We start from the raw sequence: 24,155 nt of genomic DNA on the forward strand, positions 1-24,155 counted from the left end.
AATGCTGACGACGCTGCTGGAACCCGACGGCGGCGAGGCCACCATCGCGGGCGCCGACCTGCGTACCAAACCGCACGACGTGCGCCAACTGTCCGGTTACGTCGCTCAAGGTGGCGGCACCGTCGACGACGCCACCGGCCGCGAGGAACTCGTGCTGCAGGCGCGGATGTACGGCATCGACAAGGCGGAGGCCCAGAAGCGCGCCGCCGCGCTGCTGGAGTCGTTCCAGCTGACCGAATTCGCCGATCGCCGCTGCCGCACGTATTCCGGCGGCCAGCGTCGCCGCGTGGACATCGCGCTGGGCGTCATCCACCGCCCGAAGGTGCTGTTCCTGGACGAACCGACCGTCGGCCTCGACCCGCAGAGCCGCGCCCGCATGTGGGAGGAAGTGCGGCGCCTGCGCCACGAGGGCATGACGGTGTTCATCACCACGCACTACCTGGACGAGGCCGACGCGCTGTGCGACCGCATCGCAATCATCGACCACGGTGAGATCGTCGCCGAAGGCACCCCGGACGCACTCAAGCGTGCGATCTCCGGCGAAGTGGTCACCGTCGGCCTCACCGGCGGCGCGCAGAAGGCCGCCGACCTGCTCACCGGCCGACCCTTCGTGCGCTCGGTCGAGGCCCGCGACGACGACGCGGTGCGCCTGACCGTCGAGGTCGGCGAGACGGCGCTGCCCCAGCTCATGCGGACCCTGGAGGGCGCCGGAATGGAGCTGTCGACCATCGAGCTGCACCGCCCGACGCTCGATGACGTGTTCCTCGCCAAGACAGGGCGCTCGCTGCGCGAGTCGTGACGGCGCCCGCCCGCGCCGCGGTTCGGTATCCGAGAACGAATGACCCGAGAGGTGTGCAGTGCGCGGCGGCGTTGAACGACTCGAAGAGCGCCTTGTTCCCGGCGGGGGCCGGATCGTGGTGACCGGAGGGGCCGGCTTCATCGGCTCCCACCTGTGCGACCGCCTGCGCGACGAGGGGTTCGCAGTCACCTGCGTGGACAACATGCTCACCGGCTCGGCGGACAACCTCGCCGGACTCGCGCACGATCCCGGATTCACCCTCGAGGTCGGCGATGTCTGCGAGCCCTTCGACGTCCCGGGTCCGGTCGGCGCGGTCCTGCACCTCGCCTCTCCGGCGTCGCCGCTCGACTACACCGAGCATCCGGTGGAGACACTCAAGGCCGGCGCGCACGGCACGCTCAACGCCTTGGAACTGGCGCGGCGCAAGGACGCCCGGTTCGTGCTGGTCTCCACGTCTGAGGTCTACGGCGACCCCCTGGTGCATCCGCAGGTCGAGTCGTACTGGGGCAACGTGAATCCGGTCGGGCCGCGCAGCCAGTACGACGAGGCGAAGCGGTTCGCCGAGGCACTGACGACGGCCTATCGCACGACCAAGGGCGTTGACACGACGATCGTGCGCATCTTCAACACGTACGGCCCGCGGATGCGCGCCAACGACGGGCGGGCGGTGCCGAACTTCATCACCCAGGCGCAGTCGGGTCGCCCGATCACGGTCGCCGGGGACGGGTCGCAGACCAGATCCCTGTGTTACGTGGACGACACGGTGGCGGGCATCCTCGCCGCGGCCCGGTCGGACCACCCGGGGCCGATCAATCTGGGCAACCCGGAGGAGTTCAGCGTCGTCGCCCTCGCCCGGTACGTGCGGGAGCTGTGCGGCTCGGACTCGCCGCTCGTATTCGTCGACCTCCCGGCCGACGACCCGCGCCTGCGCCGGCCCGACATCACCCTCGCGCGAACGGTGCTCGGCTGGCAGCCGGTCGTCGATGTCGAGAAGGGGCTCAAGGCGACGATCGACTGGTTCGCCGCGCAGCGCGGACCGCGCGAGACCGAGGAGGTCGGCTGATGCCGCTGCACCCTCAAGTGGAGCAGATGCGTCGGCAGCGCGAGCGGGAGGGAACCGCGCCGCTGTACACGCTGTCCCTCGCCGAGGCCCGGGCCGCCGACCTCGCGGCGATCCGCGCCGTGGCGGGCGACCCCGAGCCGGTGGCCGCCGTCTCCGAGCGCGCCATCTTCGGCGACGGCCCGGATTTGCGGATCCGCGTGTACGAGCCCGATGACACGGCCGACGATGCGGGGCGGCTGCGTCCGGTGCTGGTCTACTACTTCGGCGGCGGCTGGACGCTGGGAAGCCTCGACACCTGCGACGCGATCTGCCGCGCGCTGACCAACGCCGTTCGGTGCGTCACCGTCTCGGTGCAGTACCGGCTCGCCCCGGAGCATCCGTTCCCCGCAGCGGTCGAAGACTGCTACACCGGCCTGTTGTGGGCGGCCGAGCACGCCGTCGACCTGCGTGCGGACGCGGACCGCCTCGCGGTCGGCGGCGACAGCGCCGGCGGGAACCTCGCCGCCGCGGTCACCCTGCTCGCCCGCGAACGCGGGGGCCCGCGGCTGCGCCACCAGTTGCTGGTGTATCCGAACACTGACTACGCGTCCGACACGCCCTCGATGCGCGAGGCCGTCGACCCGCTGCTTTTCAACCGCTGGTCGGTGGACTGGTACTGGAACCACTACCTGGCCGACCCGCAGGACGGGCAGAGCCCGCTGGCCTCTCCCTTGCGCGCCGCCGACCTGGCTGGGCTGCCACCGGCAACAGTCCTCACCGCCGAGTTCGACCCACTGCGCGACCAGGGCGAGCAGTACGCGCAGCGGCTGCGCGAGGCGGGGATTCCGGTCGAGGCCCGGCGCTACGAGGGCATGCCGCACGGATTCTTCGCGATGGGCGGCGTGCTCACCGAGGCCCGCGCGTCGCTCACCTATGCGGCCGACCGGCTCAACGAGGCCTTCGACGCCGACTTAACGCAGCGGTCTTCAACGCAGCGGTCTTCAATGCAGTGATCTTCAACGCAGCGGTCCTCAAACAGTGGCGCGGCGGACGCCTGAACTGGAGGCAACGTGAGTGATGTGATCGAGGCGACCGAGGTCGTCGTCGTGCAGTTCGCCGGGGAGGGCTCGGGTAGCGACGGACTGACCTGGGGCCAGCAGCACATCTGGAACGCCATGCAGGAACTCGGCTCGCCGATGAACATGTGCGCGACCAGGGAACTGGCCCCCGGGGCGAGCGTCGAGGAGTTCGCGGACGAGCTGCGGTACTACATGAACCGGTTCCAGTCGATGCGCACCCGCCTCCAACTCGTGCCCGGCGACTGGCCGCGGCAGGTCGTGGTCGACTCCGGCGAGGCCGCGCTGGAGATCGTCGACGTCCTGCCGGACCAGGACCCGGCGCAGGTCGCGGCCCGGCTGACCGCCGAGTACGAGGAGGCCGAGTTCGACTACGAACACGACTTCCCGCTCAAGATGACGCTCCTGCGCCGCGACGGGGCGCTCACGCATCTGATGATGACGATCTCTCACTTCGCGACCGACGCCAATGGCGCACTGACGATGTACAACGACTACGTCAATCGCGACGCGCGCGCGGGCGGAGACTCCAAACCTCTGGGCACGCCTCCCCTCGAGCTCGCCGCCCAGCAGCGGCAGCCCGGGGCGCTGCGCCAGAGCGAGAACTCGCTGCGCTACTGGGAGAACCTGCTGCGCACGATCCCGATGCACAGATTCCCCGAACCGGTCGATCCGGGCCCCGGCCGCTACTGCCAGGTGCGGATGGACTCGCCGGCGATGCTCCTCGCGCTGCGGGCGTTGGGGAACCGGCTTGGCGTCGATGTCAGCACCGCGCTGCTGGGCGTGGTCGCGGTCGGCATCGCGCGCGTCGGCGGGATCAACCCGGTGGTCGCGCAGATGGTGGTCAGCAACCGGTTCCGACCCGGCTTCGCCGAGATCGTCAGCAACGTGGCACAGGCCGGCCTGTTCGTCGTGGACGTCGCGGACGTCTCCGTGGACGAGGCCATCGCACGTTCCCGGCGGGCGTCGACCAATGCATACAAGTACGCGTACTTCGATTTCTCGCGCTGGAAGGACCTGGTCGCGCGGGTGAATCAGGACCGCGGCGGAGTGGTCGACCTGCGCTGCTACTACAACGACCGCCCCTCGCAGCGGCAGGCCGAAGACCCGGCACACGCGCCGGGCCGGGACGAGATCGAGGCCGCCCTGCCGAGCACGAGCGCGCTGCGGTGGAGCGACATGCCGTTCTTCAACGAGCACCTGATGGTGACGATCGACGACGCGCCCGGCGCGATCGGGCTGATCGTGCTGGCCGACACCGCCTACTTCCCCAGGGCCCGGATGGAGGCGCTGGCCCGCGAGCTGGAGTCGCTCGCCATCGCGGTCGCGCACGAGCCGGACACGCCCACCGGCGTGCCCGCGGCCGCCGTCCCGGCGCTCGACGAAACCGAGGCGTGAGTGCGATGAACGGTGCGGATACCCCGCGCGAACCAGGTGACCTGTTCGAGGGCTGGGACTGGCACGATCCGGACGACCTGGACCGGCGGTTCGAGCGGTTCACCGCGAACGTCGCCACCTTCGACGCGCTCGAGCAGGTCGCGCCCGCCGTGCCCCGGGATCGCGCCGGGCTGCGGGCCGCGGGGATCACCGGGATCGAGTTCGCCGCGTTCACCACCGACCACCCGCAGGGTCTCGGCACCGACCTGTTGAGCGTGCACGCCAAGCGGTCGCAGGATGCTGCGGGCGGCAGGCATGGAGACAGCGCCGACGACGGCGCCGTCGGCTCCGATGGCACCGACGGCCTGCTCGTCACGCGCCCCGGACCGCTGTATCGGGTCGACGGCCGCAGCCTGTTCACCGAACTCGACATCACCGAACCGCTGCCGTTCGACGACGGCTGCGTGGACTGGGTGTACGCCGAGCACCTGATCGAACACGTCCCGCTTCCGGCCGCGCTCGGCTGGCTGAAGGAGGTGCGCAGAATCCTGTCACCGGGAGGGCTGCTCCGCCTGACCACGCCGGATCTGGCAGTCTACATCGAGGGATACGGTCACGGCAGCTTCTTCGCCAAGCACCGCAGGCGGCTTGCCAAGGTGGGGGCCGGGCCGCTCATGCCCGAGCGCCGGGCGTTCATGCTCAACCAGATCTTCTACCACTTCGGGCACCGGTGGATATACGACGCCGAAGAGCTGCGATATGTGCTCGGCGAAGCCGGATTCGCTGTAGAGAAGATCGCCGTGTGCGGGTTCCGCACCGGCTCGCGGTCCGACATCGCAGACCTCGACACCAGTATGCGCAGCGACGAGTCGATCTACATAGAAGCCTTCGCATGAACGCTCCACCCCGCGCGGACGAGGTGTTCACACTCCGGGAGTTGGAGGACCTCGCCGCCGCCCACATGAGCCGCGAGGTGTGGGACTTCGTCGCGGGAGGCGCCGGCGAGGAGCGGACGCTGGCCGCGAACCTGGCGGCCTTCGACGCGGTCCGGCTCCGGCCGCGTGTGCTGCGCGATGTCAGTTCATTGTCGAGCGGCATCGAGCTGTTCGGACGGTCGTGGGCCGCTCCGATCGCGGTGGCGCCGATGGGCTTTCAGACGCTCGCACACGCCGACGGTGAGGTCGCGACCGTGCAGGGCGCGGGCGACGCCGGGCTGCCGGTCGTGGTGAGCACGCTCGCGGGAAAGCCGTTCGCCGAACTCGCCGCGCACGCGACGAGCCCGTTGTGGCTCCAGCTGTACTGCTTCCGCGACCGGGCGGTCACCCGCAAGCTGGTCGAGCAGGCCACGGAGATATTCGAGGCGATCGTGCTCACCGTCGACGCGCCCTTCCTCGGAAAGCGCCTGCGCGATCTGCGCAACGGGTTCCGCCTGCCGCCGCACATCGTGCCCGCGAATCTGCCGGACGCGCGGGTGGATTCGCCCGCGCAGCACAGCAGGGCCGAGTTCGACACCGCCCTGGATTGGGACGCGCTCGCCTGGCTGCGAACCCTGACCGACCTGCCGATCCTGGTCAAGGGCATCCTGAGCGGCGCCGACGCGGTGACAGCGCTCGAGTACGGCGTCGACGGGCTGATCGTCTCCAATCACGGCGGGCGGCAGCTCGACGGCGCGCCGGCCGCCCTCGACGCCCTGGCGGAGGTCTCGGCCGCGGTGGGCGGGCGGTGCTCGGTGCTCATGGACGGCGGCGTGCGCCGCGGAGCCGACGTCCTCGCCGCGCTGGCCACCGGCGCGCAGGCCGTGCTGGTCGGCCGACCGGTGTTCTATGCGCTGGCCACCGATCAGCGCGCGGGCGTGCGCCGGGTCCTGGACATCCTCGTCGAGGAACTGACCGAGACGATGGCGCTCACCGGCGCGACGTCGATCGCTGAGATCGGCCCCCACCTTCTTGCGACCCCCGCCGCCGCGCGCGACGAACCACCGCGCCGAAACACCGTCGTCGCGACGACGCAGCCGGGCGGCGTGCTGCGCAAATCGGACCTGCACGGAAGCCTGTCGGATCCCCTGCTGGACACGATGAACTTCCTCAACGAGGTCGCCGAGCGCCATCCCGACGCCATCTCGTTCGCCTCCGGCCGGCCCTTGCCAGGGTCATTCGACATCGAGACGGTCCTCACCCACATCCGCCGCTATCTCGAACACCTCGACGCGAAGGGTGCGTCGCCGGCTCAGCTGCGCGATGTGCTGTATCAGTACGGCCCGACCGCGGGGCACATCCGCGACGTGATCGCCGACTGGCTGCGCAAGGACGAGGGGATCGACATCGCGCCGGAGTCGGTCGTCGTCACCGTGGGCTGTCAGGAGGCGATGATCATCACCCTGCGGGCGCTGTTCGCCTCGCCGCGGGACGTGCTGCTGGTCGCCGACCCCTGCTATGTCGGGATCGCCGGGGCCGCGAGGCTGCTCGACATCCCGATCACGGCGGTGTCCGAGGGCGAACGCGGCCTGACGGCATCGGACGTGGCGGCCGCGGTGGCGGCGGAGCGCGCGCGCGGGCGCAACCCGCGCGCGCTCTACCTGGTGCCGGACCATGCGAACCCGTCGGGTGGCACCCTGCCCCTCGAAGAGCGTGCCGCCCTGCTGGAGGTCGCTGAGCGCAGCGGGATCCTGATCCTCGAGGACAGCCCTTATCGCCTGGTCAGCGGCGCCGCCAGAGTGCCGTCGCTCAAGGCGATGGACCACGGCCGCCGCGTCGTGCTGCTCGGGTCCTTCGCCAAGACCGCGTTCCCCGGAGCGAGGATCGGGTTCGCCGTCGCCGACCAAGAGGTCCGCGACGAGTCGGGGCGCACCGGCCTGCTCGCGGACGAACTCGCGAAGGTCAAGAGCATGATCACGGTGAACACGCCCACGCTCAGCCAGGCCGCGATCGCCGGAATGCTCCTGGCCTGCGACTTCGGTCTCGCCGACGCGAACACCGAGAGCGCGGCGCACTACGACGCGACGCTCCGGGCGGTCGTCGACGAGCTCGCGCGGCAGGCCGCCGGCGGTCCGCTGACCGGCCTCGACGTCTCCTGGAACCGGCCGAGCGGAGGATTCTTCCTCACCCTCGACGTCCCGTTCCGGGCCGACGACGCCGCGCTCGACCGCTCCGCCCGCGAATTCGGCGTGATCTGGACCCCGATGGCGTACTTTCACCACGGCGGGGGCGGCACGCACTGCATGCGGCTGTCGACCAGTTACCTGACCCCGGCCCGCGCCGCCGAGGGAGTCGCCCGGCTCGCACGCTTCATCGCGTCCGAAGCCGGCCGCGCCCGTTCGTGAAAAGCAGGCCCGCAGTCGAACAAAACTTCGACAACACGGTTACGCTGACTTCATGTCCCAGTACCTCCAGGGCTCTCTGCTCGACCAGGCGGAGGAGACCGGCCTGACGTCACTCGCACCGATACGCCGCACGCTGCTCGGCAACGGGGCGTGGATCGACGTCTTGCCGGGATGGCTCAGCGGGTCCGCCGCCCTGTTCGATCGGCTGGCCGCCGAGGTGCCGTGGCGCGCCGAACGCTGGCCGATGTACGACCGGTTAGTTGCTGTGCCGCGACTGCTCTCCTACTACGACGAGGGCGCCGAACTGCCGCACCCCGTGCTCGCCGAGGCACGAGAGGCCCTGTCCGCGCACTACGCCGCCGAACTTGGCGAGCCGTTCGTGACCGCCGGCCTCTGCTACTACCGGGACGGACGCGACAGCGTGGCCTGGCACGGCGACCAGGAAGGCCGAGGGGCGACGCACGACACGATGGTGGCCATCGTGTCGGTGGGTGCGCCGCGGGCCCTCCTCCTCCGACCGGTCGGCGGCGGTTCCGTCGTGCGGCGGGCCGTGGGCCACGGCGATCTGCTCGTGATGGGCGGCTCCTGCCAGCGCACGTGGCAACACGCGATCCCGAAGACCGCCCGCTGCGCCGGGCCGCGGATCAGCATTCAGTTCCGGCCGCACGGCGTGGGCTGAGCGGGCTCGACCGCGACACCCAACGCGCGTTCATCCCCTCTGGCCAGGGACAGAACTGCGCGCCGGTGTCCGCGTCCCAGGCGCCCCGGATTCACCCCTGCGAACGCTGCGGCTTGCGGACGCCCGGCGAGGTCACGGACCGTGGAGTTGGCACGGGCCCGTCCGCCGCGTGCTCGCCACCTGCTCAGAGCCTGGAGTCCGCCGTGCGCCTGCGCCTGCCTCGCGGAGACCGCCGGTGGCCGGCCGCGGTCGGTGTGCTGCTGGTAGCTGTCGGGCTGGCCGCGGCCGGGTGGTGGGGGTACCGCACCGACCAGGACAGCCGAGAGCTGAACATCCTTCTGCGGACCACGACATCGCCGGACCGGGTGGACGTGGCCGCGACCATCCTGCGAGTCGACCCGTCGACCCGGCAAGCGCAGGTGCGGGTCGAGGTCACGGCTGAAGGGGCGGCCGCCGACCCAGGGGCGCCGGGTGCTCCGGCAAAGACGCTCGAGCTATACACCAACTCTGCTTCGCGCGCCGTGCTGACCTACCCGGCTGCGACCCAACCGTCCGAACAGACCATCAACGTCCCGCTCACCAGCGGCTGGCCGACCGACTACCCCCAGGACCGCTACACCCTGACGCTCGGCTTCAGCGCGCGTAGCGATGGTCAAGCCGTACCGGTGGACCTGAACGTAGCCAGCTACGACAGCCTCTTCGAACTCGCGGCGCCCGAAGCCGACGGCACCGAGCCCACGTCCGCGATCCTGAATCTCACCGCGAAGCACACCCGCGGCGGCTGGTTGCTTGCCTGGTTTCTGATGTCCGCGGCGTGGGCGCTCGCCATGGTGGTGGCGGGCGCGGCGTGGATCCTGGTCAAGGAGCGCCGCGGTCTGATCTGGCCGGCCTTCGGCTGGATGGCGGCGACCCTGTTCGCGCTGGTCAGCCTGCGCAACGCGGCGCCCGGCGCGCCGCCGATCGGCTCGCTGATCGACTACATGGCGTTCTTCTGGGCTGAACTCATCGTCGCGGCTTCGCTCGTCGCGGCCGTCGTGACCGGACTGCTCACCGAGCGCGCGGAGAAACGCGTCGACGGCTGACCAGCCGGGCACCGTTCTCCGGCTCCGACAGTGCCCTGATGGACGTCGGCAACCGGGCGACCGATGCTCCCGCGTGCTTCAAGACGACCGGTTGTCTTAAGAAGGCGGTGCGGCCTTCGCGGGCGGACCACTTTCCGCAGCCGGGTCGTCATCGGCGGCCTGCGCGGGAATCTGCGCGACGGCCCAATCCGCCCACTCCTGGCTCATGACCCACAAGCGCTTGCCGAAATCCACCACCATGTGGCCGTACAGCTGGAGGTCGTCCTCGTGGTCCCAGTCGATGGAGTCCTCGAAGGCGGTGAGCGCCACTTCGTCTTCTGCGGCCTTCTGCCCCAGCCAGGCCAGGTAGTCCCGAGCCTCGTCGCGGGTGAGCGCTCCCAGCAGGAACACGCGCAGCAGGGCTTCGCTTCGCGGGTACCGGTCGGGCTCGGTCTCCAGCATCCACCGGCGCAGCTCTTCCAGCCCGGCGTCGGTCAGCGTGTACTCCTTGCGGCCCCGCGGCCCGTGCGCGGTGACGACCAGCAGTCCGGCGTCGGCGAGCTTGGTCAGCTCCGTGTAGACCTGGCTCTGCGTGGCCGGCCAGGTCTGATGCAGCGACCGCTTGAACATCTGCAGCAGGTCGTAGCCGCTCTTCGGCCCCTCGCGCAGGAGGCCGAGCAACGCGTGTCGCAAGCTCATGTCGACCCACCTTAGCTTCCGCGCACGACAGGTCGCCACAAGATACTCCATTCAGACATGTCTAGTTCGACATTTCAGAATTGACACGTCGGGCGACAGGCTCTACCTTCCACATGTCAGTTCTGGACTATGTCCGTCGACCGTGAGGGAGTTTCCCGTGTCCTACCTGCGCGCATTCCTGCCGTGGATCGTCTTCGCCGTGATACCGGGCAGCCAGTGGCAGTGGGCCGCGCTGATCGCGGTGGTCATCTCCGGCGTCGGAATCGCCCGGCAGACCGCCGCCGGCCTGCCCCTGGACGCCCAGATCATCGAGCTCGGCTCGGCGGTGTACTTCGCGGGGCTGGCCGCGCTCGCGTTCGCCGACCCGCACACCGCGCTGCACTCCTACACCGCATCCCTCGCCTCGGGAGCGCTCGGGCTGATCGGCGTCGTGTCGCTCGCCCTGCGCAAGCCCTTCACCCTCGGCGTCGCCAAGCAGAGCACCCCGCGCGAGCTCTGGTACCACCCGGTCTTCATCCGGGTGAACGTGGTCATCACCTCGGTGTGGACCGCGAGCTTCATCGTCGGCTGCGCCGCGCTGGCCCTGCTCGCGCACTCCTCCGTGCTCGCCCGCTCGCTCGTCCAGACCGCCGCATTCGCCATCCCGCTGATCTTCACGCTGCGCTACGTGGCCCAGGCCCAGGTTCGCGCCGAGGCTCGGGCCCAAGCCAACGCCCCGCTGCACGACCCCTTCGCCGCCTGATCCACGGGACCTGACCCAGTCTCAGCTCCTGCCGCGCGAGGACAAGACGGTCAGCGGGGTGTCGCGCAGCTGCCGCCGCGACGTGATGCCGAGCTTGGTGAAGGTCTTGCGCAGATGCCATTCGACCGTGCGGGGACTGATGAAGAGGCGGACGCCGATCTCCGGATTGGACAGGCCGTCGCGGGCGAGGCGCGCGATCTGGCTTTCCTGGGCGGTCAGCTCCCCGGTGGCCTCGATCGTGCGCTTGCGGCCGGTCTCGCCGGTCGCCTGGAGTTCGCGGCGGGCGCGTTCGGCGAACGCGTCCAGGCTCATGGCGGTCAGCATGTCGTGCGCGGTCCGCAGCTGTTCGCGCGCGTCGGCGCGTCGGCCTTGGCGGCGGAGCCATTCGCCGTACAGCAGGTGGCTGCGGGCAAGGTCCACGCGCATCGACGTGCGGCTCAGACAGTCGATCGACTTGCGGTAGTGGCCGTCGGCATCGCCGTCGTCGAGCAGGGCCCGCAGCCGGCTTTCGACCCCCAGCGCCCACGCGCTGCCGGTCGCGCGGGCCCGCTCGGCCTGCCGCGCGTGCGCGGCCTTCAAGAGCGCCTCGTCGCCGGTCCTGGACGCCGCCTCGGCCAGTTCGGCGCTGATGAGCGTCTGGTAGCCGATGACGTCGAGCTCGAAGACCCGGTACGCGGCGATCAGTGCCTCGTCATGGCGGCCGAGCCCGTTGCAGAGCACGGCGCCGGCGCAGTCGGCGAGGGTGCTGACCCTGCCCTGCCCGCGTGCCGTGGCCTCGCGGGCCCTGGTCGCGATCAGCTCGGCGGCGGCCGTCTCGTGGCCGCGGAAGGCGGTGAGGAGCATCTGCGCGTACCCGACCGGCGGGTTGCCGGTGACCTCGGAGATCACCCGGTCTTCGGCGATCAGCTCCTCGACGGACGGCAGCTCGCCGGCCAGAAGCTCGAGGCAGGCCAGGAAGTTGAGCGCGAACTGGAGCTGTACGAGCGCGCCGGTCTGCCGGGCGAGCTGGACCTGGCGTGCGGCCAGCGAGCGGCCGGACTCGAAGTCCCACAGCTCGGCGGCGACCATGCCGCCGGCCCTGTTGCCCACGAGCCAGAGCAGTCGGCTGACGTCAGCGGGGCCGATCTCGAGCTTGAGCACGGCGTCGAGCGCTTGGGTGAGGACCGGAAGCGCGACCTCGTGGCCTTCGGTGATTCGGGTGGCGAGGGCGTCGAGCACGAGGTCGACGGCCCGCGGCGACTCGGGGGCGGGAGGCGCGGCGTGTGCCGCCCGGGCGACGTCCAGGACCTCGCCGGGATTGGTCGTCCCGCTGGCCCAGATCGCCGCCGACAGTGCCTTCGAGTAGGTTTCGCGGGCCAGGCCGACGTCGAGTGGCTCGAAGCGTCTGGCCGCGTCGAGCAGCAGCCGGGCGGCTTCGCTGCAGCGCCGCTGGTCGAAGGCGATCTGGCCGCGCAGGTGCAGCGCCTCCGCGCTGTTCAGCGCGTCGAGCGGTTCGGCCTCGGCCGCGGCCAGCAGGCGCAGCGCCGCCTCGAGCGCTCCGGCGTCGCGTTTCATCCGGGCCGCCGCCAGTTCGCGCCGCGCGCGCTGGGCCGGGTCGGGCGTGAGCGTCGCGGCGCTCTCGAGGAACGCGGCGGCCGCGACCAGGCCGCCGCGTGCCTGGGCCCGGTCGGCTGAGCGTTCGAGGTCCGCCGCGACGTCCTCGTCCGGGGCCGGGGTGGCGCGGGCCCGGTGCCACGCGCGGCGGTCGGGGTCGGTGGCCGGGTCGGTGGCTTCGGCCAGGGCCCAGTGGACCTCCTGGCGTTCGCGGGCGGTGGCTGACCGGTAGGTGGCCGAGCGGACCAGCGGGTGCCGGAAGCGGATCCGCGAGCCGAACTCGATCAGGCCGGTGGCTTCGGCGGCGACGGCGGGGGCGGTGCCGAGCCCGAGCAGTCCGGCCGCGCGCCACAGCAGGGTGGCGTCGCCGAGCGGCTCGGCGGCGGCGGTGAGGAGAAGCTTCCGGGTGGCGGCGGGAAGCGGGCGCAGTTGGCGTAGGAAGCCCTGCTCGATGCGGCCGGTCAACGGCGGCTGGTCCGGCTGCTGGAAGCCGTCGGCCAGCTCCGCCGCCGTCCACGCCCGGGGAAGTTCGAGCAGCGCCAGCGGGTTTCCACGGGTCTCGGCGATGATCCGGTCCCGGACGCGCCGGTCCACCGGCCCCTTGATCACGGCCTCCAGCAGCGCGTCGGCGTCGTGGCCGTTCAGGCCGCCGATCGACAGCTCGGGCAATCCCTCCAGCTCGGCCGCCACCGGGGGCTCGCGGACCGCGATCACGAGGGCGATGCGCTCGGCCATCAGACGGCGGGCCACGAAAGCGAGGGCCTGCACGGAGACCTGGTCGAGCCACTGGGCGTCGTCGACGACACAGAGCAGCGGCTGCTCCTCGGCCGCCTCGGCCAACAGGCTCAGCATCGCCAGCCCGACCAGGAACCGGTCCGGCGGATCCCCCGCGCTCAGGCCGAATGCCGTGCCGAGCGTTCGGCGCTGAGGCTCGGGAAGACGGTCAAGCAGCGAGAGAAACGGCACGCAGAGCTGATGCAGCCCGGCGTAGGCCAGCTCCATCTCCGATTCGACGCCCGCCACGGGCGCGACGCGGAATCCCCGGGCGCGGGCCGGCAGGTATTCCAGCAGCGCGGTCTTGCCGATGCCGGCCTCGCCCCGCAGCACCAGCACGCGGCTCTGACCCGAACGCGCACTCGAGAGCAGGCTGTCGAGCAGCTCGCACTCGCCGCGTCGACCACGCAGTTGCGGACCGGGACCGGATTCATGATTCGACATGGCACCGCGACCGCTGAGAGGGGGTTGGCGAGGTGCGGCAGCCGCGCCGGCCCTTAACATATCGCGCCGTCGATCACTAGAGTCAGCCGTGCAACGTGGCCTGCCCGTCTGGTCGGCCCGCAGTGTCCGGGGCGGGTCGAGAACCCCCTTCGGCCGTCGCCCAATGCACTTCACGTGCTAGCCGCCGCCGTGCTTGTGTAGATGTGCGCTGCCCTCTTCACCTGGGAGCGGTTCCGGTCCTAGCGTCCAGCGCTACACACACCGCGTCGCCTGCGGCCGGCCGGGACCGTCCTGGTCCGGAGTTGAGGGGGCGGGGGTTTCGCCGGAGAGGACCGTCGGGTGGAGAGCATCACCAAGAACCGTCAGCCGCCCGAGGTGTTGCGGGCGATGGTGGGCCGCGCGTTCGGGGACGACCAGGTACCCGCGGGGGAGGGCTGGGTCGAGGAGTTCGGGCACGGGTGGTTCAACGTCGTCTACGCGATCCGGCTGCGCGGCGGCGACCGCGTGGCGCTGAAGATCGCGCCGCCCGCCGGGGTCGAGGTGATGACCTACGAGCGGGAGATGATGCGCACGGAGGTCCGCGCGCTCGAGCTGATCCGGAAGCGGACCACGGTCCCGGTGCCGGCAGTGCTCTTCTACGACTTCGGCCGCGAGCTGTGCGACGCGGAGTACTTCTTCATGGAGTACGTCGACGCGGACAACCTCGGCATCGTCTGGAACCGGCTGCCGGCCGATTCGCGGGATCAGTACGTTGAGGCGCTGGGTGAGGCGAACCGGCAGCTCAACCAGATCGCCGGCGACCGCTTCGGCTCGCTGCTCGGCGGCGTGCCGGGCGCGACGTGGCGGCAGGTGTTCACCGGGATGGTCGAGGACGTACTCGCCGACGGCGAGCGGCGCGGGGTGGACATCGGCTGGGATTACGACCTGGTGCGCGATCTGGTGGCGCGGCACGCCGACTGCCTGGACGAGGTCCGCACGCCGGCGTTCGTCGAGTGGGACCTGTGGGAGAGCAATGTCCTGATCCGTGACGGCGCGATCGTGAGCATCATCGACCACGAACGCGCCTTCTACGGCGATCCGCTGATAGAGGCCGGGTTCGCGGCCGTCGAGCTGGACGGCCTGGGCTCCGCGGAGGCGTTCCTGCGCGGCTACGGCGGGGCGTCGCGCACGTTCACGGCGGCCGAGCGGATGCGCCGTCGCCTGTACAACGTGCATCTGATCCTCATCATGATCATCGAGACGGTCTACCGCGGGCACACCGATCCGACCCAATACGACCAGGCACGCACCCGGTTCGACGGTTTGATGGCCGGGTTCGGCCACCGCCGGTAGGCGGCGGGGTCGATGGCCGCAACCGGGGCGGCGCCGCGCGTCAGGCGCGCCGTCGCCGGCCGCGAGCAGGCCGCCGCGCTCGGCACGGAGCCGGTCGGACGGCTGCTGCGGCACGCCTGCACGCAAACGACGATGTCAGTGGGCGTATATGGGATTTACGCGCTGTCCAATGCCTGGTTCGTCGCGCGCGGGGTCGGCCCGGTCGCGCTCGCCGCGGTCAATCTGCTCGCCCCGGTCCTGCTGATCGTCGGGGCGTTGGCCGCCGCGGTCGGTGTCGGTGGCGCGTCGCTGGTCTCCCGCAGTCTCGGTGTCGGCGATGCCGATCGGGCCGCGCGCGCCGCCGGGAACGCGTTCGTCGTCTTCTGGGCCTGCGCCGCGGTGATCGGCGTCGGCGGGCTGCTGCTGCTCGACCCGCTGCTGAGCTTACTCGGCGCCACCGCCGCGACCCGCGGTTACGCGCACGACTATGGGCAGATCCTGCTGGCTGGGGCGGTCACCGCGACCGGGTTTTCCAGCCTCGTGCGCGCCGAGGGGCGGATGCGGTTCTCCACGCTGCTCTGGGTTGTGCCGGTCCTGACCCAGATCAGCCTCGACCCGCTGCTGATCTTCGGCCTCGGACTCGGGGTGCGCGGCGCGGCGCTCGGCACGGTCGGCGGCCAGGCGGTCTCCGCAGGCATGAGCGTGTGGTTCTTCTTCAAGCAGCGCGAGCGCCCTTACCGCATCACCCCGGCCGAGCTGCGACCGCACGGCCCCACGCTGCGCCAACTCGCCGGGATCGGCGCGCCCTCGCTCCTCGCCGGATTCGGCACCACCCTGCTCGCGGGCCTCGCCAACGTGCTGCTGATCACCCTCGGCGGCCCGCTCACCCTGGCCGCGTTCGCGCTGTGCACCCGCATCGGCACGTTCGCCGCCATGCCCCAAACGGGAATCGCGCAAGGGCTGCAACCCGTGGTCGGCTACAACGCGGGCCGCGGCCTCACGCACCGGGTCGAGCGTGCGACCGGCATCACGCTGCGGGCCACGGTCCTCTACGGCGCCGCCGTGTGCGCGGCCCTGCTGGTCCTCGCCAGCCCGCTGGTCAGCCTGTTCACCGGCGACCCGACCCTGCACGCCCAAGCGGTCGACGCGCTGCGGCTGCTCGCGTTCGTCTACCCCTGCGCTGGAGTGGCCCCGCTGGTCTCCGCCCGCTTCCAAGCGCTGGGGCAGCCGCGTCCGTCGTACCTGATCTCCGTCGCGACGATCGTGGCGGTACGCATTCCGCTGCTGCTCACGCTCAGCAGGTTCGGCACGCGCGGCGTGCTGATCAGCTTCCCCGTGGCTGAGCTGGCGGCGGCCCTGCTGGCGCTGCTCGTCCTGTGGCGCCGCCGGGCGCCCGCCGCTGCGCGTGCGGCCTTATCGTGTCAAGTGCCGCATCTCGAGGCGTGCGACCGTGAGGAGAGCGCAGGTCCCCGATGAGCAAAGCCAAACCGACGATCTACGACGTCGCGCGCGTGGCGGGCGTATCGCGCTCGACTGTCTCCCGCGTGATCAACAACGTTCCCGGCGCTTCCCCGCCGATCCGCACCCGCGTGCTCACGGTCGCGGCCGAACTCGGCTATCACCCCAGCGAGACCGCCCGCGCGCTGGCGACCGGCCGCCTGCGAACGATCGATCTGATCGCGGTCACATACGGTCCCTCGATCGGGTGGCTGGGGGTGCACCCGTACTACAGCCGAGTCCTTGCCGGAGTGATGTCGGTTCTCGAAGGAGCAGACACCCAGCTGCGTATCCATGCCCTGGGTGCGAACGTGGCAGCCGAGAAGATCGATGCCCTCGCGGACGGCGCCACCGCGGGTGCGATCCTGGCCAACGTCACCCCGGAGCTGGCGGGCCGCTTCTACCGGCGATGCCGCCGCACCGTGTCTCTCGTGCCCACCGCAGCCGCGGTGCCCACCCTGGAGGCGGACAACATCGACGGCGCGCACGCGGCCGTCGCCTACCTCTACAAGCTTGGCCGCCGCCGCATCGCCGCCATCCACGGGCCCGAGATCAACACCTGCGCCATCGACCGGCGTGTTGGCTACCGCGACGCCGTCCGGCAGTTCGGCCAGCCGGACATAAGCGCCGACGGCGGCTTTGACCGCCAAGGTGGCCAAGATGCCGCGCTGGAGCTGCTCGCGCAGCATCCTGAGATCGACGCCATGTTCGTCGCCTGCGACCTGATGGGCGCCGGCGCCGTGCAGGCGATCACCTCCACCGGCCGGCGTGTCCCCGACGACGTCTCGATCGTCGGCTTCGACGACAGCATCGCGGCAACCTGCGCCAACCCGCCGCTGACCACGATGCGCCTGCCCGTCGAGCAGATGGCCGCCGAAGCCGCCCGCATGCTCCTGGATGAACCTCCCGCACGCGGCTACCGCAAGCGATTCCCCGTCGAACTGATCCCGCGCGCGAGCACCACCGAACCGGCCGCCTGATCACGGCGATCTAGATCCAGCCCAAGAAATCAGGCCAAGCTGTTGCCGATGAAGGTGAGGGTGAGTTCCTCCAGGTGACGGCGGGCTTCCTCGGGAGCGGTGCGCAAAGGCCCCTGCCCGGCGAGCACCGCCATCCCATGCACCGTCGACCACACCGGGTACTCAATATCTTCGCGGCGCTCGCGGTCGAGCACGCCCGCATCGACGAGCTCGTCCAGCGCGGCGCGCAGTTGACCGAGGGGGGTGCGGTCCGGCCCCGTGTCGTCGGCGGGAGCGCCGTAAGCATGCTGCTGCGGAACCGCATAGGCGGTGGCGAACCACCCCGGTTCCTTGCGGGCGAATTTCAGGTAGGCGGAGCCGATCGCGTTGAGCCGGAGCATCGCCGCGAGCGGTTCGCCGTACTCGCCCCCGACGCCGGCCACCGCGGTGGCCATGCGGGTGCCGAGTTCGTCCATAGCCGCGGCGCACACCGCGGCCAGCAACTCGTCGCGGTCGGCGAAGTGCCGGTAGGCGGCATTGGGCACCACGCCCACGATCCGGGTTGCCTCGCGGAGCACTACGGCATCAGGGCCGCCGGTCCGCGCCAGCTCAAGCCCCGCGGCGACGAGGCCGTCCCGGACGACGCCTCGCGGACGGCGTTGCCGCTGCGCCGGGGACGTATCCGCTGTCCGTGGGCCTGTCATCACGCCGACAGGATAACAAGTGGACAGTGTCCACCGCCATCGTTATTGTGGACAGCGTCCACTAAATGTCGTATGAGGCCAGCCACGGGTCCTGCCAGTGCAGCAGCCCCCGCCGCCGGTCAAAACGACCGGTCATTTAAAACGACCGGTCGTTTTACCGGCAAGCGATGAGTGCTTGGGTTCATCGACAAAGCAGCTTCTTGGAACGGAACGGAGGCGCACCATGAGCAAGATGACCCCGCTGCTCGAGCGCAACGAGCAGTTCGCCCGCAACTACACGCCCGTGCCGCTCGCCCCGCCCACCGCGCAGGTGATCGTCGTGACCTGCCTCGACCACCGAGTCGATCCCGCGCGCGTCCTCGGGCTCGAACTCGGCGACGCCCCCGTCATCCGCAACGCGGGCGGACGCGTCACCCAGGCCGTCATCGACGACATCGCCTACCTCGGCTACCTGGCCGAGCAACTGGTCGGTGGCCAGGGCGTGCCCGACACCCTCTTCGAAGTCGCGGTCATCCACCACACCCAATGCGGTACCGGCTTTCTCGCCGATCCCGGGTTCCGGCGGCGGACCGCCGAGGCGACCGGCCTGTCCGAGTCAACGCTCGAAGCCTCCGTCGTCGTCGACCCGGACACCACGGTCAAGGCCGACGTGGAGCGCCTGCTCACCTCGCCCTTGCTCACGCTCAAGATCAGCGTCTCAGGCCACGTATACGACATCGCGACCGGACGCGTCACCACGACCCTCGACGCTCGTCACCCTCGGGCCGCCTGAGCGGGCGCGTCACTTCTGATCTGGCGCGGTCACTTCTCCGCGCCGCCGACGGGGAGCAGGCCGCGCTCCGCGAAGACCCGCTTCGCCGCGAACGTCGCGTTGAGTGCGCGCGGGAATCCGCAATAGGCCGCCGAGTGCAGCAGCGCCTCCACGATCTGCTCCGGGGTCAGCCCGACGTTGAGCGAGGTGTTGACGTGCACCTCGAGCTGCGATTCGCAGCCGCCGAGCGCGGTGAGGATACCGAGGGTGACCAGCTGCCGGTCACGCGGGCTCAGCTGCGGACGCCCGTAGAACTCGGCGAAACCGATCAGCACCTGCTCGGCGAGGACGGGGGAGACGTCCTCGAGCGCCGGCAGCACCTGCTGCGCGGCCTCGCTGTTCACGGCCTCGATCACGCTGCGGCCGTAGTCGAGGCGCTCCTGGCGGGTCTGCGGGGTCTGCGGTGCGGCGCCCTCGGGGATCACGGTCTCGGCCATCGGTCAGGTCCTTCCGCGAGTCAGATGATCTTGCTCGGCCAGTCTAGGGCACCTCGGCCGACTGCTCGATCATCGTGCGGACCGGATCACCTCGGTCCGCGTCTGCCCCGATCAGCGCTCTCCTTCATTGAGCCGTCGATCGGGGCGCGATAACGAAGTCCCGGGGGAAGAGCCCGACCGTCACTGCGCCGGTGATCGTGCCCGTCGCCGTGTCGACCACCGACACCGTCCCGTTCGTCTGCGTGCTGAGGTTGTTGCGCACGACATAGGCCTGCGATCCGTCCGGCGATACCGCGAGCACCGTGGCGTCGGAGCCGACGGCCACCGTCCGGATCACCGCGAACGTCGCAGCGTTGATCATCGTGAGGCTTCCGGCATCGTCGAGTGTGTAGAGCGTGGCCGCGTCCGGTGAGAGTGCCAGCGCGTCGGCTTGGCTGAACGCGACGTAGGAGCGGACCGTATTGGTCGCGGTGTTGATCGCAAACACCGTGGCCTGGTCGGCCGTGTAGACCGTGGAGCCGTCGGGAGACACCACCACGGCGGCGAGTGAGGCACCGATCTGAACCGTCGCGCTGACGGTGTTGCTCGCCGTGTCGACCACCGCCAGGCCGCCGTCGAAGCCCACGTAGGCCTTTCGTCCGTTCGGGGACAGCGTCACCGAATTGGCGAACCGGCCGATCGCGAGCGTGGCGGTGACGGTGTCGGTCTTGGTGTCGATGACGTCGAGCGTGCCCAGCCTGCTGGACGGGACGTACGCACGCCGGCCGTCGGCGGAGAGCACCAGCGGGCCGGGCTCCGGTCCGACGTCGATGGTCCTGATAACCGCGTCGGTGCGCGTGTCGACCACCGCGACTCGGGCCGTGGTCTTGACGACGTACAGCCTGCCGCCGTCGGGGCTCAGGCTGATCGAGCCCTGATCCCCGCCGACCGGGATGGCCGCGGCGACCCTCTTTGCGGCCACATTCACTTTGAGCACCGAGTCACCCGACCCGCTCACGTACGCCGTGCGCCCGTCGGGTGAAAGGACGACCTGGTCGGGCGCGTTCATACCGCCGGGGATCGTCTTGAGGATCTTGTGCGAAGCCGCGTCGAGTACTGAGAGGTCGTCGCTGCCGCCGTTGACGACGAAGGCGCGCGTACCGCTCAAGCCGAAGGCGACCGCGTCCGGCGCCAGACCGGTGGCGAGGTGATCCGCCACGGTTCCGGTGGCGGCGTCCACGACGTCGATGGCGTTGTCGTCGGCCACGTACGCCTCGGTGCCGGAGGGGGAGAAGACCATCGCTCCGTCGGTCCAGTCCCGCAGTGTCGCGGACACCTTCCAGGCCGCTGTGTCGACGACGGTGACCTTCCCGAGGTGTCGACCATTGATGTACAGCAGCCTGCCGTTCGGGGACAGAACCTCGGCGTCCGGCTCCCGGCTGACCGGAATCGCAGCAGAGAGCGCGCCAGTGGCCGTATTCACCGCGACAGCCAGGCCGCCACCGCGGTAGCTGCCCACTGCGTAGAGCGTCGCGCCGTCGGGCGACAGCACCGTGTTGCTGACGCCGAAACTGGACGGGCCGAGCGGGAAGACCGCTGTGGTCGCGCCGGTCGCGGTGTCGATGACGCGCAGCGCGCGGCGGTCGAAGTGCGTCACGTAGAGGCGGCTGCCGTCGGGGGACAGCAGGATCTGGCGGATGAACGACCGGCCGGCATGGAAGGTGGTCAGCCGCGTCCTGGTGGCCGTGTCGTACTTGGAGATGATGGGCGCTGAGCGATTGAAGGCGTACAGCGTCGACCCGTCGCGGGACAGCGCGAAGCCGCCCTGGTCGCCCGTCTTGGGCAGAGTACTGACGCGGCGGGTGGTCGTGTCGACGATGACGATGGTGCCGAGATCCTCCCGCAGCAGGTAGACCAGGCCGCCGTGCGGCGCCACGGTCATGTCCACGTAGACGGAGATGCCGGGCAGCGGGATGGTCGCGACGACGGCGCCGGACGCGGCCGCGACGACCGCGAGCGAGGAGGTCGGCTGCGCGCCCGCGGTATTCAGAACGTAAATATGCGAGCCGTCGGCACTTGCGGCGGCGGCGGTCGGGTGCATGCCGATTCCCTGTCCACCGTCGGGCAGCCCGGTACCTGGCAGCGTGGCGGCGACCGTGTCCGTGGCGAGATCGATCGCTGACACGGTGCCGCTCTCCGTGTTGGCCACGTAGGCGGTGCCGGTCACAGCGTGATCAGCCTTCTTAGTTATGGCGCCGCGACCCGCGCCGGTGCCGTTGGCGACGGCCGCCGCGCTCGGCGCCTGGACAGCGCCGAGCGCGGCGAGAAGGGCCGCGGCGAGAAAGCCGAATCGCTTCATGACGTCTGCACCGCCGTGTCGTCGAGTACGAAGCTGGTGGTCCCGCCCTGCGTGTCGGTCTCGTGCCCGGTGAAGCGCAACGTCACGGATTGACCCGCATAGGCCGAGAGGTCGTACGTGTGCTGCGCATAGCCGCTGGCAGCGTCCAGGTTGCTGAACGTCGCGACGGTCGCCGGCGCCGTGCCGCCGGAGTCGAGCACCTGCACGGTGAACGTGTCAGGCGTCGCAGTGCTCGTGTTCTCTGTGGTGTCCACGTGCAGCCAGAACGAGAACGTGGCCGTGCACCCGGTCGGAATCGCCACCGACTGCGCGACCGTGTCGGTGTCGGCGGTGCCGTTGCCGTCGAGCCACGCCTCCCAGCCGCCGGAGTGCGCCGGCTCGCCGCTGGAAGCCTGGGTGATCGGATCGAACCCGAGCGTCGAGCCCTCGGTCCACGGCGCGGTCGTCGAACCGTTCTCGAAGCCCGGATCGCCCAGCAGCTGTGCGGCCGTGCATCCGCCACCGCCACCGCCCGACGAGCCCGAAGCGGTGAAGGTCCACTGAGCCGCAGCGCCCGAACAGCCCGCACCGACCACCTTCGTGCCCGACGTCGCGATGCAGACCTGTCCGGTCTGGATGTCGGTGATCGTGCCGTTCGGGTTCACCGACCACTGCTGCGACGGTCCGCCCGTGCAGGTGTTCATCTTGATCGTGCGGCTGGGGTTGTTCGCGCACAGGTTGCCGTGGATCATGAGGAACGCGCCCTCGAACGTGAACTGCTGCTCGGGAGAGCCGTTGCAGGCAGCGGTCTTGAGCGCGGTGCCCGAGGTCGCGCTGTCGCCGGGGTCGTCAATGCACTGGCCCGACGCTCCGTTCTTGTACTGGCCGACGGTGATGGTCGGCTGCGCACCGCCGTAGCACTGTCCGGTGTTGACGTTGAACAGCGGCGTCGAGTCGACGGTCTCCCCGCTCGGCGGGTTCACGATGACGGGCTCGAGGGTCGGCGTGTTGTCGGCGTTGTAGTTCGTGAGGGCGTCCTCGCAGTCGATCGCCTTCATCTCGTTGCCACCCTTGCCGCCCAGCCACAGGTCCAGATGGCGCAGGCCGGGGCCGCCGTTCGGGCCGTGCCCGGTCCAGTCGGCGCTGCATTCCTCGCAGCTGTCTTCCATGATGAAGTACTTCTTCACGCGAGGCACGTACACGACGGTCCCGGGCGGCTGCTCCGCCGAGTCGGTCGCGAAGGTGATCGGGTCGGAGTAAGTGCCCGTACCCCCGGCCGTGCTGTGGATCTGCGGGTAGGAGATGCCCGCGCCCGGCGGCGTGTTGTCGTACCAGCCGTAGAACGTGAGGAACGTCGATTCGGTCGTCGCGGCGTAGGCGGGCCCGGCGCCGAACCACCCGCCGATCGCGGCCACCAGTGCCACGAAGGCCACGGCGAACGCGGAGAGTCGTCGGCTGTGCATGGAGCCTCCTGTCGGGCCCGCGCGGCGGCCGTTTTTGTTAAGTAACTTTCCTAATCTGCCTCTGCGAAGCTAACGCGGGGTCGACCGCCTGTCAACGCTCCGTTCCGGGCTGCGGGAGCCCGGACGACCTCAGTCCTTCACGAGAAGTTTGTGAGAGGGCTTTCTTCCTGGGTAACCATCATCCTGCTGCATTCGGCAAGCCGCTATGAGGAGCCTGAGTCACGACCCACGACGTCGAACGCGGGCTCATTCGTAGCAAGCCACTCCCACAGGAGCAGATACCCATGTTCAGCTCACTGCCCAGCACCCTGAGACGCGCCGTCGCCACGGTCGGCGGCGCGGCGCTCGCCGTCACCGGTCTGGCGGCCGTCGCCGCCCCGGCCGCGCACGCCGCAAACGGCGTGCCGCGCTTCGACCACGTCGTCGTCGTGATGGAGGAGAACCACTCCTACAACGAGATCATCGGCGACACCACCGACGCCCCGTACATCAACAACACGCTGGCCGCCGGCGGCGCGTTGTTCACCCACTCGTTCGCGATCGAGCACCCGAGCGAGCCGAACTACCTCGACATCTTCTCCGGCTCGAACCAGGGCATCACCACGGACCAGTGCCCGGTCGCCATCAACGCGCCGAACGAGGGCGCCCAACTGCTCACCGCCGGTGACACGTTCAAGAGCTACAACGAGGGCCTGCCGTCCACCGGCTCGACGGTGTGCACCTCCGGTAACTACGCCAGCAAGCACGACCCGTGGGTGAACTTCCAGCTCGCCCCGAGCGCCTCGGCCAACAACATCCCGGCGGCCGACGACCTGCCGTTCACCAGCTGGCCGAGCTCGCCGAACTACGCGTCGCTGCCGACCGTCGCCTGGGTCACCCCCAATCTCCAGGACGACATGCACGACGGCACCATCGCGCAGGGCGACTCCTGGCTCTCGAACAACATGAGCGCCTACGCCACGTGGGCCAAGACCCACAACAGCCTGCTGATCGTCACCTGGGACGAGGACGACTCCTCGCAGAGCAACCAGATCCCGACGATCTTCTACGG

The 24,155-nt window shown here is 70.2% G+C and carries 20 protein-coding genes; 14 read left to right on the forward strand and 6 right to left on the reverse strand.

The window, feature by feature from the left end; all coding sequences use genetic code 11:
• From VGZ32_RS25295 to VGZ32_RS25330, 8 genes are all read left to right on the forward strand, one after another.
• A partial coding sequence (locus tag VGZ32_RS25295) for an ATP-binding cassette domain-containing protein (RefSeq protein WP_326888695.1) occupies positions 1-799 on the forward strand: 799 nt, incomplete at its 5' end.
• Positions 800-914: 115 nt separating this feature from the next.
• Entirely contained in the window at positions 915-1,862 is a 948-nt protein-coding gene (locus VGZ32_RS25300) for a UDP-glucuronic acid decarboxylase family protein (RefSeq protein ID WP_326888696.1), read from the forward strand.
• Positions 1,862-2,854: an alpha/beta hydrolase gene (locus VGZ32_RS25305; RefSeq protein ID WP_326888697.1), complete on the forward strand. Its 993-nt coding sequence runs from the start codon at positions 1,862-1,864 to the stop codon at positions 2,852-2,854. The genes VGZ32_RS25300 and VGZ32_RS25305 overlap by 1 nt, the downstream gene beginning before the upstream one ends.
• Before the next feature lie 57 nt (positions 2,855-2,911).
• Positions 2,912-4,315, forward strand: a complete 1,404-nt coding sequence (locus VGZ32_RS25310; RefSeq protein WP_326888698.1) for a condensation domain-containing protein — start codon at positions 2,912-2,914, stop codon at positions 4,313-4,315.
• A gap of 5 nt (positions 4,316-4,320) precedes the next feature.
• A complete protein-coding gene (locus VGZ32_RS25315; protein WP_326888699.1) occupies positions 4,321-5,190 on the forward strand; it encodes a class I SAM-dependent methyltransferase in 870 nt (289 codons plus the stop codon).
• Positions 5,187-7,613 (forward strand): aminotransferase class I/II-fold pyridoxal phosphate-dependent enzyme, encoded by a 2,427-nt coding sequence (locus tag VGZ32_RS25320; RefSeq protein WP_326888700.1) that lies wholly within the window; start codon positions 5,187-5,189, stop codon positions 7,611-7,613. Before VGZ32_RS25315 ends, VGZ32_RS25320 begins: the two co-directional genes overlap by 4 nt.
• A gap of 52 nt (positions 7,614-7,665) precedes the next feature.
• On the forward strand, positions 7,666-8,292 hold the full coding sequence (locus VGZ32_RS25325) for an alpha-ketoglutarate-dependent dioxygenase AlkB (protein ID WP_326888701.1): 627 nt from the start codon (positions 7,666-7,668) through the stop codon (positions 8,290-8,292).
• Positions 8,293-8,495: 203 nt separating this feature from the next.
• The gene (locus tag VGZ32_RS25330; RefSeq protein WP_326888702.1) at positions 8,496-9,374 is read left to right on the forward strand and encodes a DUF4436 family protein; all 879 of its coding nucleotides are present in this window, start codon (positions 8,496-8,498) and stop codon (positions 9,372-9,374) included.
• 96 nt (positions 9,375-9,470) lie between these two features.
• Here the strand turns inward: VGZ32_RS25330 and VGZ32_RS25335 are convergent, their stop codons facing one another.
• Positions 9,471-10,052, reverse strand: coding sequence for a PadR family transcriptional regulator (locus VGZ32_RS25335; protein WP_326888703.1), 582 nt, complete (start codon positions 10,050-10,052; stop codon positions 9,471-9,473).
• A gap of 157 nt (positions 10,053-10,209) precedes the next feature.
• On the opposite strand from VGZ32_RS25335, the gene VGZ32_RS25340 reads away from it, so the two are divergent.
• On the forward strand, positions 10,210-10,794 hold the full coding sequence (locus VGZ32_RS25340; protein ID WP_326888704.1) for a hypothetical protein: 585 nt from the start codon (positions 10,210-10,212) through the stop codon (positions 10,792-10,794).
• A 21-nt stretch (positions 10,795-10,815) separates the two neighbouring features.
• On the opposite strand, the gene VGZ32_RS25345 is transcribed toward VGZ32_RS25340, so the two are convergent.
• Positions 10,816-13,605: a helix-turn-helix transcriptional regulator gene (locus VGZ32_RS25345; protein WP_326888705.1), complete on the reverse strand. Its 2,790-nt coding sequence runs from the start codon at positions 13,603-13,605 to the stop codon at positions 10,816-10,818.
• Positions 13,606-13,944: 339 nt separating this feature from the next.
• Here VGZ32_RS25345 and VGZ32_RS25350 point away from each other — a divergent pair, with 339 nt between their 5' ends.
• Genes VGZ32_RS25350 through VGZ32_RS25360 form a run of 3 tightly spaced genes read left to right on the forward strand, consistent with a single transcriptional unit; the run spans position 13,945 to position 17,393 of the window.
• On the forward strand, positions 13,945-14,937 hold the full coding sequence (locus VGZ32_RS25350) for an aminoglycoside phosphotransferase family protein (RefSeq protein ID WP_326888706.1): 993 nt from the start codon (positions 13,945-13,947) through the stop codon (positions 14,935-14,937).
• A 12-nt stretch (positions 14,938-14,949) separates the two neighbouring features.
• Positions 14,950-16,392, forward strand: coding sequence for an MATE family efflux transporter (locus tag VGZ32_RS25355; protein WP_326888707.1), 1,443 nt, complete (start codon positions 14,950-14,952; stop codon positions 16,390-16,392).
• Complete coding sequence (locus tag VGZ32_RS25360) at positions 16,389-17,393, forward strand: LacI family DNA-binding transcriptional regulator (RefSeq protein ID WP_326888708.1); 1,005 nt, start codon at positions 16,389-16,391, stop codon at positions 17,391-17,393. The genes VGZ32_RS25355 and VGZ32_RS25360 overlap by 4 nt, the downstream gene beginning before the upstream one ends.
• Before the next feature lie 29 nt (positions 17,394-17,422).
• Here the strand turns inward: VGZ32_RS25360 and VGZ32_RS25365 are convergent, their stop codons facing one another.
• A complete protein-coding gene (locus tag VGZ32_RS25365) occupies positions 17,423-18,076 on the reverse strand; it encodes a TetR/AcrR family transcriptional regulator (protein ID WP_326888714.1) in 654 nt (217 codons plus the stop codon).
• A gap of 223 nt (positions 18,077-18,299) precedes the next feature.
• On the opposite strand from VGZ32_RS25365, the gene VGZ32_RS25370 reads away from it, so the two are divergent.
• Positions 18,300-18,848 carry a carbonic anhydrase gene (locus VGZ32_RS25370; RefSeq protein ID WP_326888709.1) on the forward strand — a complete coding sequence of 183 codons (549 nt, stop codon included), beginning with the start codon at positions 18,300-18,302 and terminating at the stop codon, positions 18,846-18,848.
• A 29-nt stretch (positions 18,849-18,877) separates the two neighbouring features.
• Here the strand turns inward: VGZ32_RS25370 and VGZ32_RS25375 are convergent, their stop codons facing one another.
• From VGZ32_RS25375 to VGZ32_RS25385, 3 genes are all read right to left on the reverse strand, one after another.
• On the reverse strand, positions 18,878-19,324 hold the full coding sequence (locus tag VGZ32_RS25375) for a carboxymuconolactone decarboxylase family protein (RefSeq protein WP_326888710.1): 447 nt from the start codon (positions 19,322-19,324) through the stop codon (positions 18,878-18,880).
• A gap of 124 nt (positions 19,325-19,448) precedes the next feature.
• Positions 19,449-21,662 (reverse strand): YncE family protein, encoded by a 2,214-nt coding sequence (locus VGZ32_RS25380; protein WP_326888711.1) that lies wholly within the window; start codon positions 21,660-21,662, stop codon positions 19,449-19,451.
• Positions 21,659-23,104, reverse strand: coding sequence for a ricin-type beta-trefoil lectin domain protein (locus VGZ32_RS25385; RefSeq protein ID WP_326888712.1), 1,446 nt, complete (start codon positions 23,102-23,104; stop codon positions 21,659-21,661). Before VGZ32_RS25385 ends, VGZ32_RS25380 begins: the two co-directional genes overlap by 4 nt.
• A gap of 284 nt (positions 23,105-23,388) precedes the next feature.
• Between VGZ32_RS25385 and VGZ32_RS25390 the strand changes: the two genes are divergently transcribed.
• A partial coding sequence (locus VGZ32_RS25390; RefSeq protein WP_326888713.1) for an alkaline phosphatase family protein occupies positions 23,389-24,155 on the forward strand: 767 nt, incomplete at its 3' end.

This window comes from Actinocrinis sp., assembly GCF_035938995.1.
GTDB lineage: Bacteria > Actinomycetota > Actinomycetes > Streptomycetales > Catenulisporaceae > DASZGI01.